16 protein-coding genes are annotated in these 15,566 nt (G+C 69.4%); 8 read left to right on the top strand and 8 right to left on the bottom strand.

What is annotated here, in order from left to right; genetic code table 11:
- Positions 1 to 3: 3 nt before the first annotated feature.
- From DEU34_RS15975 to DEU34_RS15985, 3 genes are all read right to left on the bottom strand, one after another.
- Positions 4 to 1,095 carry a type I restriction endonuclease gene (locus DEU34_RS15975; protein ID WP_121152017.1) on the bottom strand — a complete coding sequence of 364 codons (1,092 nt, stop codon included), beginning with the start codon at positions 1,093 to 1,095 and terminating at the stop codon, positions 4 to 6.
- 96 nt (positions 1,096 to 1,191) lie between these two features.
- Positions 1,192 to 1,854 (bottom strand): cyclopropane-fatty-acyl-phospholipid synthase family protein, encoded by a 663-nt coding sequence (locus DEU34_RS15980; RefSeq protein ID WP_147424088.1) that lies wholly within the window; start codon positions 1,852 to 1,854, stop codon positions 1,192 to 1,194.
- Between the two features lie 4 nt (positions 1,855 to 1,858).
- Entirely contained in the window at positions 1,859 to 2,890 is a 1,032-nt protein-coding gene (locus tag DEU34_RS15985) for an NAD(P)/FAD-dependent oxidoreductase (protein WP_147424089.1), read from the bottom strand.
- 69 nt (positions 2,891 to 2,959) lie between these two features.
- Between DEU34_RS15985 and DEU34_RS15990 the strand changes: the two genes are divergently transcribed.
- Positions 2,960 to 3,529: a helix-turn-helix domain-containing protein gene (locus DEU34_RS15990; protein ID WP_121152022.1), complete on the top strand. Its 570-nt coding sequence runs from the start codon at positions 2,960 to 2,962 to the stop codon at positions 3,527 to 3,529.
- 33 nt (positions 3,530 to 3,562) lie between these two features.
- Here the strand turns inward: DEU34_RS15990 and DEU34_RS15995 are convergent, their stop codons facing one another.
- Both DEU34_RS15995 and DEU34_RS16000 read right to left on the bottom strand, forming a co-directional pair.
- Positions 3,563 to 3,706 carry a methionine/alanine import family NSS transporter small subunit gene (locus DEU34_RS15995; protein ID WP_121152024.1) on the bottom strand — a complete coding sequence of 48 codons (144 nt, stop codon included), beginning with the start codon at positions 3,704 to 3,706 and terminating at the stop codon, positions 3,563 to 3,565.
- Positions 3,703 to 5,292, bottom strand: a complete 1,590-nt coding sequence (locus DEU34_RS16000) for a sodium-dependent transporter (protein WP_121152025.1) — start codon at positions 5,290 to 5,292, stop codon at positions 3,703 to 3,705. Before DEU34_RS16000 ends, DEU34_RS15995 begins: the two co-directional genes overlap by 4 nt.
- Before the next feature lie 218 nt (positions 5,293 to 5,510).
- On the opposite strand from DEU34_RS16000, the gene DEU34_RS16005 reads away from it, so the two are divergent.
- Positions 5,511 to 8,411, top strand: a complete 2,901-nt coding sequence (locus DEU34_RS16005; RefSeq protein WP_121152027.1) for a DEAD/DEAH box helicase family protein — start codon at positions 5,511 to 5,513, stop codon at positions 8,409 to 8,411.
- Positions 8,412 to 8,499: 88 nt separating this feature from the next.
- Positions 8,500 to 9,981: an HNH endonuclease signature motif containing protein gene (locus tag DEU34_RS16010; RefSeq protein ID WP_121152029.1), complete on the top strand. Its 1,482-nt coding sequence runs from the start codon at positions 8,500 to 8,502 to the stop codon at positions 9,979 to 9,981.
- A 125-nt stretch (positions 9,982 to 10,106) separates the two neighbouring features.
- Here DEU34_RS16010 and DEU34_RS16015 read toward each other — a convergent pair whose 3' ends face one another.
- Positions 10,107 to 10,412, bottom strand: coding sequence for a hypothetical protein (locus tag DEU34_RS16015; protein WP_121152031.1), 306 nt, complete (start codon positions 10,410 to 10,412; stop codon positions 10,107 to 10,109).
- 123 nt (positions 10,413 to 10,535) lie between these two features.
- Between DEU34_RS16015 and DEU34_RS16020 the strand changes: the two genes are divergently transcribed.
- On the top strand, positions 10,536 to 10,937 hold the full coding sequence (locus tag DEU34_RS16020; RefSeq protein WP_147424090.1) for a hypothetical protein: 402 nt from the start codon (positions 10,536 to 10,538) through the stop codon (positions 10,935 to 10,937).
- Positions 10,938 to 10,952: 15 nt separating this feature from the next.
- Here DEU34_RS16020 and DEU34_RS16025 read toward each other — a convergent pair whose 3' ends face one another.
- Positions 10,953 to 11,996, bottom strand: coding sequence for a hypothetical protein (locus DEU34_RS16025; RefSeq protein ID WP_121152035.1), 1,044 nt, complete (start codon positions 11,994 to 11,996; stop codon positions 10,953 to 10,955).
- 83 nt (positions 11,997 to 12,079) lie between these two features.
- On the opposite strand from DEU34_RS16025, the gene DEU34_RS16355 reads away from it, so the two are divergent.
- Both DEU34_RS16355 and DEU34_RS16030 read left to right on the top strand, forming a co-directional pair.
- Positions 12,080 to 12,217, top strand: a complete 138-nt coding sequence (locus tag DEU34_RS16355) for a hypothetical protein (RefSeq protein WP_183042530.1) — start codon at positions 12,080 to 12,082, stop codon at positions 12,215 to 12,217.
- An 87-nt stretch (positions 12,218 to 12,304) separates the two neighbouring features.
- The gene (locus DEU34_RS16030) at positions 12,305 to 12,808 is read left to right on the top strand and encodes a GNAT family N-acetyltransferase (RefSeq protein WP_259460212.1); all 504 of its coding nucleotides are present in this window, start codon (positions 12,305 to 12,307) and stop codon (positions 12,806 to 12,808) included.
- A gap of 4 nt (positions 12,809 to 12,812) precedes the next feature.
- Here DEU34_RS16030 and DEU34_RS16035 read toward each other — a convergent pair whose 3' ends face one another.
- Positions 12,813 to 13,370 carry a TetR/AcrR family transcriptional regulator gene (locus DEU34_RS16035; RefSeq protein ID WP_121152037.1) on the bottom strand — a complete coding sequence of 186 codons (558 nt, stop codon included), beginning with the start codon at positions 13,368 to 13,370 and terminating at the stop codon, positions 12,813 to 12,815.
- Positions 13,371 to 13,393: 23 nt separating this feature from the next.
- On the opposite strand from DEU34_RS16035, the gene DEU34_RS16040 reads away from it, so the two are divergent.
- Positions 13,394 to 14,542 carry an MFS transporter gene (locus DEU34_RS16040; RefSeq protein ID WP_147424091.1) on the top strand — a complete coding sequence of 383 codons (1,149 nt, stop codon included), beginning with the start codon at positions 13,394 to 13,396 and terminating at the stop codon, positions 14,540 to 14,542.
- 149 nt (positions 14,543 to 14,691) lie between these two features.
- A partial coding sequence (locus DEU34_RS16045; RefSeq protein ID WP_121152041.1) for a DUF222 domain-containing protein occupies positions 14,692 to 15,566 on the top strand: 875 nt, incomplete at its 3' end.

Consider the following 15,566-nt stretch of genomic DNA (forward strand, 5'->3'; position numbering starts at 1 on the left):
GCCTCACCGATATCGGATGACGGCCTCGCGGATCTGGCCGGCGTACTCGTAGATCTCGTCAAGCGACGAGATCGGATGCCGCGTTTCGACTTTGTCCGGATCCAGCAGGCCGAGATACTTCTGCTTCTGCGAGTTGAAGTGGAGCCGCGCGATCGGTTTGCGGTTGTTGTCGTCCAGCAGCACCGCGAAGTAGCTCTTCGCATCACGCTGGGTTATCCGCTGGGGCTTGACCTCGGCGCACGCGATGGCCTTCAGGATCTGGTAGCCCTCGAGTTCTTCGAGGGTCGTTTCTATCTCGGTGTCCCTATTCAGGTCGTCCTCGACGACGCCCTCACTAGCGATTGCGGGTGTTTCCGGATCGACGTACCGAATACCCGCGCCCGCGCCGAGCGCCGTCTTCAGACGGTCGTTGACGCGCTCGTTCAAGAACTGCTGCGATGCCTTCCCGACGAGCGATGTGAACTGCTCGCGCACCTTTGCGGTGAACGCGCCGTCGTAGACGCGTGTCGTGAAGAAGCGGATCCACTCGTCGCTGGGCTCGCGGAACTGCGCACCGATCTCGCGCTTGAGGGCACCCACGTACTTCAGCTCCTCCGCCGCGTTGATGATGGAGTTGAGGTCGAAGCTGTCCTTCGAGAGCTTGCGAATCTCTGGTACCAGCGTGTCGTCGATGTCGAGGAGATCAAGCACCAGGAAGGGCTTGGCGTCCATTTTGTTGGGCGCGTCGAGATCCATGTAGAACTGCCATACGACCCCGTTTGTCAGGACGGCGATTCGGGCGTTCGTCGTCGCGAAGTAGCGGAAGAGCTGAGACGCGTGCTCGATCTTGAGCGATCCGAGCGATGCCTTGCATTCGATGAGGATCTGCACTTCGCCGTCGCGCATGATGGCGTAGTCGATCTTCTCGCCGCGCTTGACGCCGACGTCGGCGGTGAATTCCGGCACGACCTCGAGCGGGTCGAAGACGTCGTAGCCGAGGATGGTCGAGATGAACGGCATGATGAATGCGTTCTTCGTTGCTTCCTCGGTGCCGATGGCGCTGGCCTGATTGCGGACTTTCGTTGCCAAGGCAGCGAGACGCTCTTCGAATTCCATGGTGTTCCCCCCGAACAGACATTCGTTGTCTCGATGACTTTATCGACGGTTTCAGAGAGAACTCGTTTCTTAGCGATCGTGTCGTGGCGGCGAAAGCTACAACACGACGCGCCGCACTCGCAGCACCGCATCCGTGAGTGTCACCGTTCCCTGGTCGCGCCACTCGACCTCGCGGTCGACCGACTCATTCGTCTCGACGACCCACCCCTCAGGAAGGTCGAGCGAGGCGAGCACCTCGTCGGACGTCGGGAGGGGAGGGGCCTCACGATCGTGATCGTGACTCGACCCCGGCGGGAACGCGCCGTGTCCGACGATGAGCAGTCGCCCGCCGGGAGCGACCGTCGAGACAGCCCGCCGCAAGATCTCCTCCCGCGGCAGCTCGACCGGCGAATGCAGGAACGCCGACGTGACGAGGTCGTACTCCGCCGACGGATGCCACGTCGCGAGATCGGTCTGCATCCACTCGATGCGGTCCGCGAGGCCGAGTTCGGCAGCCTTCGCCGCACCGACCGCGAGGGCGTTGGCCGAGATGTCGAGGGCGGTCACCGCCCAGCCCTGTGCGGCGAGCCAGAGCGCGTCGCCGCCCTCGCCACTGCCGAGCTCGAGCGCGGTGCCGGGGGCCAGCCCCGACACCTCTCGCTCGACGGCGGCGTTGACCCTGCCGCTCCACACCGCGCCGGTCTCGCCGCGGTGGGAGAGGTAGCGCGCCTCCCAGAACTCCGCCGGGTCGGTGAGCGCGTCGTCTGACGAATGAGCCATGGCCTCAGTGTCCTGCCCCGGCAGCGATGCCGCGCCGCTCCGCGACACGAGCGGATGCTGCGGCCACTTCTTCCGCGATGAACTCCCCGTTGATCGTCAGCGCGGCCATCGCGCCCGAGCCCATCGCGATCGGCACGAGCGCGTTCGGAATCCCGGAGTTCCCCACCGCGAACACGCCGTCGACGCTGGTGCGCCCGAACCCGTCGACCGCGGTCCACGGGCCGATCGGCGTCTCGGTCTGCGCGACTCCGAGCTGCCGCAGCGGCTCGTCGAGCGCGGTCGGCGACGGCTGCGCGAACACCACGTCCACCGCCGCGACCGTTCCGTCGGCGAGCCCGAGCCCGGCGATCGCGTCGCTCTCGGTCACGACATGGGTGACGGCGCGGTCTTCGATGCGCATGCCGCGTTCCTCGAGCAGCATCCGTTCTTCTTCGGGAATCTCGCCCGCGAGTGACGTGAACACCGTGATGTCGCTGGAGTACGCGCGCAGCATGTGAGCGACATGCAGGCCCATCACCGAGCCCGCGAGCACGCCGATCGCGGTGCCGGATGCTTCGTAGCCATCGCAGTACGGGCACGCCACGACTCCGCGCCCCCACTGCTCCGCGAGTCCGGGAACGTCGGGCAGCTGATCCCGCGTGCCGGTCGCGACGATGAGCCGCCGCCCCGTCGCGACGGCGCCGGAGTCGGTGATGACCTCGAACCCGTCGGTGGTCGCGCGCGTCTCGACGACCCGAGCGTTCTCGATGACGCCATCGACGGCGCGCACCTCGCGGTATCCGTCGGCGACGAGGTCGAGCGGCGAGTATCCGTCGCGACTCAGCACGCCGTGCATGTGCGGTGCGAACCGGTTGCGCGGCTGATGCGCGTCGAGCACGAGCACGCGACGCCGGGCGCGGGCGAGAATGAGCGCCGCGCTGAGACCGGCGGCGCCGCCGCCGATGATGATGACGTCCCAGACCTCGCCCGAGATGTCGGGGTTCTGGGCGGGGGAGTGAGGGGCGGATGCTGGGGAGAGCCGATCGTCGTGCGTCATACCGTTCACGATGCTCGGCTGATAGCGTGGCAGCAACTATCGATGCCGAATTGGCAAGAACGGAGTGGGATGCCCGACGATTCTCTGGCGCTCATCGGTCCGCGGCTCAAGAGCTGGCGCGAGAAGCGCAGCATGACCCTGGCCGAGCTGTCGGAGACGACGGGTATCTCGTCGAGCACGCTCTCGCGTCTGGAGTCGGGCAAGCGTGCGCCCAACCTCGAGCTGGTCGTACCGATCGCGCGGGCGTTGCGGCTCGAGTTGGACGACATCGTTCCGCGTGCGGCGCCCGATCCGCGCGTGAAGCGCACGTCGAAGAGCATCGGCGGCACGCAGTACGAGACGCTGTCGCCCGAGTCGAGCCCGGTGCAGACCTACAAGGTGACGTTTCCCGCGCAGCCGCCCGGGGTGGTCGCCGTTCCCGAGCCGAAGGTGCACGACGGCCAGGAATGGCTCTACGTGCTCTCGGGCCGGCTGCGTCTGGTGATCGGCGAGCAAGACGTGACGCTCGGCCCGGGGGAGGCGGCGGAGTTCGACACGCGCATCCCGCACTGGCTCGCCGCGACCGGCGCGGGCCCGGCCGAGGTGCTGTCAATCTTCAGTAAAGAAGGCAAACGGATCCACCTGCGCACCGGCCGCTGACGCGAACGGAGGCTGCGAGGCGCTTGGCCGACGTCAGTCGGGGTAGCTCTCGTCGTCGCCGCCCGCGGGGAAGTCCGCCCGCTCGGGGCGTGCGCGCAGGTAGAGCACGCTCGCGATGAGACCGCCCCAGACGATGACGATCGCGAGGATGAGAAAAACGATGGCGAGAGCGGTCATCGCGTGACCTCCTTATCGCGGCGGGATGCAGCATCCGTTCCCGGCGGGTATTCGGGCCACGCCACGAAGTCGTCGGGCGAGCGGCGCCACGAGAAGAGCGACAGCGCGATCGCCGCAACGACGATGAACGCGATCGTGCCCCAGCCGAAGATGCCGAGGTACCAGTCGGGCATGCCGCCGTATCCCTCGGCGAGGAGCGTGACGATGCGCTGGATCAGCATGTAGGCCAGCACGATCGGCGCCACCACTCCCACCAGCAAGACCCAAATGCGCCCGACCTGGAACGTCGACACGGCGTTGAGGTGGTAGCGCAGCTCGGGTCCGCGGCGTCGCACCCAGATCACGAGCACCGTCATCAGGATGGCGGACGCGACGATGCCGATGTTGTTCGCCCACTGATCGACGACGTCGAGGGCAAGGAGGCCGGTGGTGGTCGAGAACAGCAGCACCGACAGCACCGCCGAGACTCCGCCGACGCCGACAGCTGCCGCGCGTCGCGAGACCGCGAACTTCTCCTGGATCGCGGCCGAGACCACCTGCAGCACCGAGATGAGCGAGGTGAAGCCGGCCATCGCGAGCGAGCCGAAGAAGAGCGCGCCGAAGAGGGGGCCGCCGGGCATCTGCGACACGATCGCGGGGAAGGTGATGAACGAGAGTCCGACGCCGGTGAGCCCCTCGAGCTCGTCGATGCCGACGCCCTGCTGCACGGCGAAGAAGCCGAGGGTGGCGAAGACGCCGATGCCCGCGAGGATCTCGAACGACGAGTTCGCGAACGCGACGACCAGGCCGGGGCCGGTGAGGTTCGCCTTGCGCTTGCGGTAGGAGGAGTAGGTGATCATGATGCCGAACGCGATCGACAGGGAGAAGAAGATCTGGCTGTACGCGGCGATCCACACGTTCGGGTCGCCCAGCGCCGCCCAGTTCGGCGTGAAGAGGGCTTCCAGGCCCACGCCGGCGCCGTCGAGGAAGAGAGCGCGCACGACGAGCACGGAGAACGCCACGACGAGCAGCGGCAGGAAGATCACGTTCACGCGCTGCAGCCCCTTCGCGACGCCGAGGGCCAGCACGACGATGACCGCGATCCACACGAGGGCGAGCGGGACGAGCACGCCGGGAACGAACTCGAGGCTGAGGCCCGGATCGCCGGCCTGGAGGTAGTCGCCCGAGAAGAACGTCGCCGGGTCGTCGCCCCACCGAAGATCGAACGAGAACACGAAGTAGCTGAGTGCCCAGGCGACGACCGCCGTGTAGTAGAGGCCGATGACGAACGCGATCGCGACCTGGAACCATCCGAGCGACTCGAGCCAGCGCCCGGCCTTGCCGCCGAGGCGACGCAGCGCCGTGGGGGCGGCTCCGCGATAGCGGTGACCGATCGCGTAGTCGAGGAAGAGGATCGGAATGCCCGCGGTCAGCAGCGCGATCAGGTAGGGGATGAGGAACGCCCCGCCGCCGTTCTCGTACGCGACGCCCGGGAAGCGCCAGATATTGCCCAACCCGACCGCCGAACCGATGGCGGAGAGGATGAAGCCGACCTGGCCGGTCCACTGTTCACGGGGCGGATGGGCGGATGCTGCGCTGGGGCTCATTGCGGATCCTCGGCTTCATGCGGGGGGAGCAGATGCTGGCGCGACACTACCAGCGCGGATGGCGCGGGTGCGGGATCGTTTCGGGTTTGATATCGGAACGGTTCTCGGGGGCGGCGCGCGGGACGCGCTAGGACTCGCCCGCGTGTGGAGCGAGCGCGTGGAGCCCAGATCTCGGGTCGGCTTCGGGATGCTGCGAGCCGCCACCCTAGGCTGAACCGGTGCCCGCTTCGCCCCCTCTCGCGTCGTGGCGCTTCACCGGCACGCTCCGCCATTACCAGGCCGACGTCCTCGACCGCATCGACGTCGCCACCCCGGGTCCGCTGCACATCGTCGCGCCGCCCGGCTCCGGCAAGACCCTGCTCGGACTCCTCCTCGCACAGCGGCGGGGCGCCCGCGCTGTCGTGCTTGCCCCGACGACGACGATCCGCTCGCAGTGGGTGCGGCAGGCAGCATCCCTCGCTCCCGACCCGGGCGCTCTGTCCGAAGATCCCGAGAACCCCCGTGACCTCACGGCGCTGACGTACCAGGCGCTCAGCGTGCTCGACTCGACCAACCCGTTCGCCGACCTGGCACGCAGACGTTGGCTCGACGACCTCGAGCAGGACGGCAGAACGGCGGAGGCTGCCGAACGCTGGCTCGCCGACCTCGAGGCGAGCAACCCGCAGCCCTACAAGCGCGGCGTCGCGAGCCGCTCGCGCACGATCCGGCGGCAGCTCACCACGGAGAATCCCGAGACGCTCGCCCGGGCGCTGCACCCGAACGCGCTCGCGCTCATCGACCGGCTCGTCGCGCACGGAGTCGAGACGATCGTGCTCGATGAGTGCCATCACCTGCTCGACCACTGGGCGCTCGTCGTCGCGACGCTCGCCGCGCGCATCCGCGCCACCGGCACAGAACCACTGCTCATCGGACTCACGGCCACGCTGCCGAGCCCCGACGACGCGAACGAGTACGACAACTACACGTCGCTGCTCGGTGGCGTCGACTACGAGGTTCCGGTGCCGGCGGTGGTGCGCGAGGGCAATCTCGCGCCCTACCGCGACCTCGTGCGCTTCGCCGAGCCCACCCGCGACGAGCTCGCGTTCCTCGCCGCGCACGCCGAGGGGCTCGCCGTGCTGTTGCGCTCGACGTTCGCGCACGAGACCGGGCTCGGGTTCCTGATCCATAAGCTTCAACCTGAGCGTGAAACTCGTGACGCGCTCGAGCCGCCACCACCGGGCGTCGACGAAGACCGCCGTCTCGCGAAGGCGTTCGCCGACGACTTCGGCGGATCCGAAGCGGCGGCGGCGATGCTCGCGACGGTGTCGCCGCAGCATCCGCTCGTCTCGCTGCTTCCCGACGTCGCGCGCCGGCCCCCGACCACCGACGAGTCGCTGCGCCTGCTGGCGCGCTTCGCGCTCGACCGGCTGCTGCCGAATCGCGACGAAGAGGCCCGGTGGCAACGTATCCGCCGCACGCTCGCCGACTTCGGATATTCGCTCACCGACCGGGGCGTGCGCCGCACGCGCGACCCGGTCGACACGATGCTCGCCTCGTCGCTCGCGAAAGACTTCGCGGCGTGCGATATCTTGCGCATCGAACGCGAGGCGCTCGGCGACGACCGCATGCGCGCGCTCGTCGTCACCGACTACGCCGAGCACGGCAATAAGAGCGGCGGGCTCGTCGGCGCCGCCGGCGCGCTGCGCACCTTCGGCGTGATCGTCGCCGACACCGCAACGCACGGGCTGCGCCCGATGCTCGTCACCGGCGCGCACACCCGCATCGCCGCGCGCGACACCGACGTGCTCGTGCCCATGCTGGGCGAGCTGCTGGGGGCGCCGGTCGCGGCGGCACCCTTGCTCGAAGACAGCCAGGTCGCCGAGGTGCACGCGCCGGGTGTCGGTGCCGCGCGCCTCGTGCGCGCAGCATCCGTTCTGCTCACCCGCGGGAGCGTGCAGGTCGTCGTCGGCACGCGCGGACTCTTCGGTGAAGGCTGGGATTGCCCCGCCGTGAACACGCTGGTCGACCTCACGGCGGTCGCGACGGCGTCGGCCACCCAGCAGCTGCGCGGACGCACCCTGCGCCTCGATCCCGCCTGGCCCGAGAAGGTCGCCCACAACTGGACGGTCACCGCCCTGCTGCCGCCGAGCTTTCCGCTCGAGGCGCAGCCCGACGCGTCACGACTGCGCCGCAAGCACGCGCGGCTGTGGGGGCTCGACTCCGACGACCCGTCGCGGGTCGTGCGCGGGTTGTCGATCGCGCTTCCGTCCGCGGCGCAGGAGGCGATGCGTCGCGTGACGGCGAAGGATGCCGGCACCTCCATCGACGGGCTGAACGACATGCTCGTGCTGCCACCGCGAGACAAGACGCGGGCCGACTGGCGCATCGGTGAGCCCTACGTCGACCGTGAGGGTGTGAGCGCGCTCGTGGCCCGGCGGTCGACGGCGCCGGTGTTCCGCACGAGCGTGCGAGGATCCCGAAAGCTGGGCGGGGCGCTCGGTGGCATGGCGACACTGGCGGTCGGCGGCAGCATCCTGTCGCTCGCGACGCTCGAAGACGGGGGAGTCATCGTCGGCTTCGCGCTGCTGGCCGCAGCGCTGTGGCTGGGCATCCCACTGGCGAAGGCATGGCGGCGAGAGTGGTCGCAGGCCTCGCGGCCCGCGGCGACTTATGGCCGCATCGGCGACGTGGTCTGGCGATCATTGCGCCGCGCGGGCCGGGTCGCTGACGTGGCGGCGCGGCCCGTGGTGGTCGAGAGCGAGCGCAACGGTCTGGCGACGGTGGAAGTCGAGATCACGGATGCTGCGCCCACCGATCAGCGCACCTTCGCCGACGCGATGGCCGAGCTGTTCGCACCGGTGCGCACTCCGCGCTTCCTGTTGCAGACCGGGCGGGGTGGGCGGGCATGGATCGTTCGAGCGGTGCTCGGGCGTTCGGAGGATCGGCAGTATCTCCCCGTGCCGACAGCCATCGGCCGACGCCGCGAAGACGCCGAGGCGTTCGCCGCGCTGTGGGAGCGCGAGGTCGGCGCGTGCGTGCTGCACGCCGTGGACAGCCCCGCGCAGCTCGCGCTGATGGCCGTCGCGCGACGCGGCGGGGGAGGCGCGTCGGCTACACGCACCCGCGAGGAGTGGCGGTAGGACGGGGTCCGGCTCTCGTGTCGGTGAGCTGACGGCGTCGCGGCGTGCGTGGGCGGCCGGTGTCGGAGGTCATTAGTACATTTGTTCTATGGTTCAGATAGCGACGTCGACCACCGAGCGGCTCACCGTCGCCTCGGGGCGGATCGCTGAGTCTCTTGGCGGAGCCGACGTCGCCACCGTCGACGAAGAGGTGCTTCTGCGAGCCATGCGTGACATCGCCGAGGTGCGCAATGCGGCCGATCTGGTGCTCGCAGCGCTCGCGGCCGAGGCTGCGCGCCGGTCGGAGCGCGACCGCGGGTACGACGGACTCGCTCAGCGCAAAGGCCATCGCACCGTCGGCTCCCTCGTGCAGACCATCACCGGCCAGTCGAAAGCCGAGGTGACCCGTGTCATGAAGACGGGCGAAGAGCTGGCGGCGGTCACAGACTCGCCTCCCGCAGCTGGTCTCGACGATGCGGTTCCCGCTGTCCCGACGTCGGAACGGATGCTGAGTGACGCGCTCGAGAGCGGCAGCATAGCGTCGCCCCAATATCGCGCCATTCGCACCGGGTTGGGGGCGCCACCCGTCGAGCGGTATCCCGAATTCGATCCGCAGTTCCTGCCCCGGGCGTGGGCGCAGGCGGTCGAGATCCTGCTCGAGGAGGCTCACACGGTGCCGGTCGAGCAGCTCAGAGCCGACGCCCGCACCGCCCGCGACCGGCTCGACCCGGTCGGGGTGACCCTGCGCTTCGAAGAGCGGTTCGCGGCGCGTTCGCTGCGCACGTGGATCGACGAGGCCGGTCAGCATCACGCGCGCATCTCCTTCGACGACGAAGCAGCCGCGTGGGTGCACGCCATCATGAATGCGGCGTTGCGTCCGCGCCGAGGTCCGCGGTTCGTGGGCGAAGGGGCCAAGCAGAAGACGGCGGATGCTGCGGCCGACGAACGCACGAACGAACAGCTTCAGTACGACACGCTCATCGCCGTGCTGCGCGCCGGCGCCGCAGCAGACCCCCAGCAGGCGTTCGGAGACCGGCAGCCGGGTGTACGGATCGTGGTCGAAGCGTCAGCGATCGCCGAGGCGGGCGAACGCGGTGAGATGCGGGTCACCGGCGTCGGGCATCTGCAAGACGGAGGGCAGGCGCTTCCCGGAGGTGTGATCGAGAAGCACCTGTGCGATGCGGGCTCACTCGCCGTCTCACTCGACCAGCACGGTCGTCCTCTCGATCTCGGGCGAGAGCGAAGGCTTTTCTCGGCGAAGCAGCGCACCGCCATCGCGATACGGGAGGGCGGATGCATCGGTCCCTCCTGCACGGCGCCTCCCTCGTGGTGCGAGTACCACCACATCGATCACTGGTGGGAGCATCACGGCAAGACCGACGCGGACGACGGTGTTCCGCTATGCCGCAACTGTCATCTGCGATGCCACAACCTCGGGTGGCAGATCACGCGTGAACGAGACGTCGAGACCGGTGTCGACTCCTACTGGCTCCACAAGCCGCCCGACCCCGCAACGGGAAAGACTGCGCCCCCGGAGCGATTGCGCTCCTCCTCGCCGCGTCGCTTCGCGGCGCAGTGGACGCGTGAGTGAGGCGGGGCCAGAGTGGCGATGAGCCGGAGTGGGCGATGAGGGGCCCGGAATGAGGATCGGCGTGAGGGGGCGAAGGCTCGGTGATTGAGGAGGGGCGGGTGTGGGGACGGGAGTGTTGCGTGCGTTCAGCGACCGAGCAGCGCCCAGGCCAGCACGACCCCGAGGGTGACGACCGATGCCGCGCCGAGCGCGGCGATCCACAGCGCGGGCCGACCGGTAGGGCGAGGCGCACGCTCGATCGTCGGCTCACCGAGACGGGTGCGAATGACGTTTGCCTCCTGCCGCAGCCTGTCGAGTCTCAGCGAAAGGTGCGGATCCAGCGGCAAGCCCAGTGCTCGGTTCAGCACGGCCGTGAACTCCTCCTCGATTCGAGCGAGCTCTGCGCGCAACCTCGCCTCATCGAGCGGGTCGGTCGCGTCGGCGGTGGTCACTGTGCCACTGTCGCGGCTCCGAAGCGCGCGCACAAATCACGACGAGTCACCGACCCGCCAGTGTTCCGCATCGGCGGGAGCGGGAACTCCGCACGGCCGGTGCAGATTCGAGAGGATGGGCGCGTGAGACGAACCGGAATGCTCGTTGCCACGGTGGCCTGCGCCGCCGTCGTGAGCGGATGCTCGGCGACGCCAAGGGCGTGCACGGAGATCGGATACGTCAACACCCTCACGCTCGAGGTCGCCGGCGCCGGAGCAGCGGCGGTCGACGATCTGGAATGGTGCGTGGCGGGAAAGTGCACCGATGACGCGCTGACCGAAGCCCGCGGTCTCGGCGGAGCCCAGTGGGAGGTGCAGACGTTCACCCAGACACCCGACGAGCTCACCGTCGTCGCGGTAGATGCGGGCGGCGCCGAGATCGCGCGTGTCGACGTCACCGTGACGTGGACGGGTACCGACTCGCCGAACGGTCCGGGCTGTGACAACGCATCCGAGGCGCCGGCCGTGATCGTTCCGCTGCCGTGACAGAGAATTCGCGCGTCAGGCGCGACGCCTGAGGCGCAGCACCCCGAAGCCCAGCACCGCCAGGACAGCGCCGGCGAGAGTCAGGCTGAGCGGCAGATCGCTCCCCGACTCGGCGAGGGTCGTCCCGGGAGTCGAAGGCGCCGCGCCCGGGGCCGACTGCCGCACCGGGACGCGTGGGGTGGTCACGACAGGCTCGACCGGCGCCATCACCGCAGGCCCACCCGCAACAGGCTCGCCCGGCACGGGTTCGGGCGACGCACCGGGCGACCCCACCCCGGGTTCGCCGGCACCGGGAGCGGTCGCAACGCACGCGACCTCCGACGTGGCGAGCTTCACGGTGGCGATCCGCTGATCCACCGGTCCGTAGTCGGGGAGGCTCCCGCGCAGGTCGACGGTCAGCAGCACCCACGCCGACGCGGTCTCGTTGCCCGGCGCCGTGACGCTCTCGAGACGAATGTGCAGGATCGCGTCGGGGGTCGCGACGGAACCGGCACGACCGAGATCGAGGTAGGGAGCCTTCGTGTCAAACTCCCACACGCGCTGCGTCGGACCGACGTAGGCGCTCAACCCCGCGACGATGCCCGTGGCTTGGGCGTTGGGGACGGCACTCTCGCGCATCGGGCAGGTCGCTGACGACTGCGCCCAGCCGTCGTAGACGAGATTGCCGAGCATGCTCACCAGAACGCCGTCGGCGCGAATGAACGCCGTGCTCTCGTTGCTGAAGGGGAGTCGCGTCCACGTCGTGCCATCGGCTGTCAGGCGTACCAGAGGGGTGTCGACCACCGACTCCGCCCCACCGCCCTGGACGAGGGTGATGTCGGTGAACGGGAAGGTGAGAAGGTGCGCGGGGCTTGAGACGCTGGTCTTCAGCACCTCGACGTCGCCGGCCCTCAGGTCGATGTCGCCCTGCAGCGAGGTGACCCGCGACCAGGGCGCCACGGGTTCGTCGGCCGCGAGGGCCGGAGTCGCTGACAGCCCCGCGATCGCCGCAGACACGACCACTGCCGCGACCGCCACCCACCGGCTCTGAACCGCCCGGTGCACCCCGAGAGCACTCATGCTCGCGAGTATGGCGGGTCGGCGCCCTACCGGTGCGAACTACCGGGAAAGGAGGGGGTTCTCGAATCCAGTACGGGGAAATCGTGTTCGCCGTTCCCCTGCGCGTCGCGGCGGGCGTAGCCTGCGCTCAACCGACGAAGGAGTCACACATGTACGACGCACTCAAAGCTCTGAGCTACCTCAAGAACCTGCGCGCCGTCCTTCTCGGCTGGCTCGGCTAGAACGCCGCCACGCCGCGGAGGCGAGATGACCGGTCGGACCGTCGCCCCTTTACGGCGGTCCGACCTTCTCGCCTCTACGCTCGAGGGGTGAACCCGCGCACTCTCGATGACTCCGCCATCCTCCGCACCGCCCGTCCGGGCGACGAAGCCGGCATCCTGACCTGCATCCAGGCGCTCGCCGACTACGAGCGAGAACCGGATGCTGTGCAGAACACCGTCGGTGCGCTGACCGCGACCCTCTTCGGCGACGACCCGAAAGCGTTTGGTCACGTCGTCGAGCGCAACGGCCGGATTGTCGGTATCGCACTGTGGTTCCTGACCTATTCGACGTGGACCGGACGCCACGGCATCTGGCTCGAAGACCTCTACGTCGACGACGCGCAGCGGGGTCGCGGCTACGGGAAGGCGCTCATCTCCTCGCTCGCCGAGGTTTGCGTCGACCGCGGCTACTCCCGCCTGGAGTGGACCGTCCTCGACTGGAACGCCCCGGCCATTGCCTTCTACCGCTCGATCTCGGCCGCGCCCATGGACGAGTGGACGACCCAGCGCCTCACCGGCGATGCGCTGATGGCGCTCGCCGCAGCATCCTGACGACCTAGCCCGCGACGAGCGCCGCCGCGATACCGCGCGCGACGCCGCTCGTATGCGCGGGGGAGCGCAAACGCATCGCGAGGTCGCCGGTGACGACGAGCATCAGCTGATCGGCCAGCGCGGCCGCGCGTGCGGGGTCGACGGAGGCCGCGAGGTCGGTCAGACGCGCGCGCATCGAATCGGAATCGCGGTGGATCGCGGCGTCGACCTCGGGAGGTGCGTCGGCGTATTCCGCGGCGCTGCCGAGGAAGGCGCACCAGCGCGACCCCGCGGGCTGCGACCGGAAGACGTCGAGCGCGTCGAAGATCGCGAGCAGCCGGCCTTCGTCGGTCGTCTGCGCGGCGACGGCGGCATCCCACGTCTCGATCCACGCCGCGTGGCGCCGGTCGAGGGCGGCGGCGACGAGGGCGTCTTTACTCGAATATCCGCGATAGAGCGTCGCGGCCGACACCCCCGCGCGTTCGAGCACGGCGTCGATCGGGGTGGCGGCGATGCCGCGCGTGAAGAACAGCTCGTCCGCCGCGTCGAGCAGTTTCGTCTCGGTGCGGGTGCGCAAAGCCATGACAGCACCCTAGACTCGCAAAAGTGAAACGAGCGTTTTTGTTACGAGCCGGGTCGTTCGTGCCGCTCGTCGCGGCCGGATCCGCGCTGATCGCCGCCACCTACGGTCTGGTGCGGATGGCATACGGACTCTTCCTGCCCGACGTGCAGGCCGACCTCGGGCTCGACGTCGCTGCGGCGGGCGTCGTCTCGGCGGGCGCGTCGGTCGTCTACGGCGTCGGTGCCGTGGTCGGATTCCTCACGGCCGCACGACACGCGCGAGCGCTCGTGATCGCGGCGGCCGTCGCAGCATCCGTCGGCGCCCTCGGCATGGCCCTCTCTCCCGTCTCGCTCGTATTCGCCGTGTTCGCGATCGCGAGCTCGGCGGGAGCGGGTCTCGCCTCGCCGGCCCTAGTGGCGGTGCTTCAGCGCGATCCCGCCACGTCGCGATCGCCGCGCAGCCAGGCCGTCGTGAACGCCGGAACCGGCCCCGGTGTCGTCATCGCCGGCACGCTCGCCCTCGTGCTCGCCCCCGACTGGCGCCTCGCGTGGATCATCGCCGCGGTCGTGACTGTGCTCGCCGCCGTCGGTGTGCTCGGTGCGGCGCGGGGAGGGATGGATGCTGCGGTGCCGCCCACGCTCCCACCCCTGTCATGGTTCGTCGCCCATCGCCGCGTGCTGCTCGCGGCGCTGCTGTTCGGCGCGGGATCCGCCGCCGTCTGGACCTATGGGCGCACGATGCTCGTTGCATCGGAAACCTCGTCGGGCGCATCGATGGCCGCGTGGGTCGCGCTCGGCGTCGGCGGCACGCTCGTGATCGTGACTGCGCGGTGGATGGAGAGGCTGGAGCCGCCCGTCGCGTTGATCGTGACCGCGATCGTCGTTGCGATCGCGACGGCCGGAGTGCTCGCCGGGGGAGCGTGGGCTCTCCTCTCCTTCGCCGCGTTCGGCTGGGGGTACACGGCCGGGAGCGGGGTACTGATCGCGTGGACCGCGCAGATCGACGCGCCGCGCGCGCCGGCGGGGACGGCGTTGCTGTTCGTCACGCTGATCCTGGGCCAGGCGCTCGGGGCGGCGGTCGTAGGTGGCGTGATTCCCGCGGCGGGCTACCCGGTCGCCTTCGTACTGGCTGCTGCGGTCTCGGCAGCGGCGATCGTTCCGGCGGTGGGTGCTCGGCCGCGGGTGCGCGGGTGAAGCGCGGGGCGGTGTCTCACCCGCGTCGCGCTCGGTGCGACCGGTGTCGCTGCAGCGCCGGTCGTTGGGGTGCCTGCGGTCCTTGGGTGACTTGTCCACAAGGGGCTCGATCCTCGTGGAGTGTCGTAGATATGTTCTAGAATGTAGGCATGCTCAACAGCGATGAGGCCCCGGTAGGCGGTGAGGCGCCGCACGATGGCGATGTGCTCCCGGCAGACGGTGCGGGCGAGTCGTGGACGGGCGGCGACGGGCTCGTCGACGAGTGGCCCGACGAGCGCGAGTGGTTCGAAGAGCACGAGTGGATCGACGCGGACGGTGATCCGGTCGCGGCGGGGCGTGATGGCCTGGATGCGGTGGCGGATGTGTCGACGCTGATGTCGGTGTTCGCGGCGCAACGGTTCGAGCGGGTCGAGGGCCTGCGGCGGGAGGCGGTGGCGGAGGCGGCGGTGTTCCGGGGGACGACGACGGAGATCGTGATGCGATCCCTGCGGCTCGAGCTTGCGACGGTGTTGCAGGTCACCGAGCACATCGCAGAACGGATGCTGACGACCGCCGACGGGCTCGTGAACCGGTACCCGGTGATGCTCGACGCCCTCTCGCATGCGCGGACAACGGAGCGGCACGCGGACGTGTTCGTCGACCTCGTCGACCAGGTCGAACCCGAGTTACGTGACCAGGTCGTGCCGCTCGCCGTCGACCTCGCCACCACACACGCACTGGGGTCGTTCCGCCGGTTGCTGCGGAAACTGGTCGACACGGTCCGGGCCGCGACGCTCAGCGACCGGCATGCGGAAGCGATCCGGGAGCGGCGGGTGGTGGTGCAACCGGCGGAGGACGGGATGAGCTGGGTGATGCTCTACACCTCCGCCGTGAAAGCACACGCGATCCAGCACCGCACAACCGCGATCGCCACCGCCCTCGCCGACCACGACGGCGAAGAACGCTCTCTCGACGAACTCCGCGCCGACGTGATGGTCGATCTTCTCGTCGACGGCGACGTGCCCGCCCACCCCGACGCGGCACG

The organism is Microbacterium sp. AG1240 (assembly GCF_003635115.1).
GTDB lineage: Bacteria > Actinomycetota > Actinomycetes > Actinomycetales > Microbacteriaceae > Microbacterium.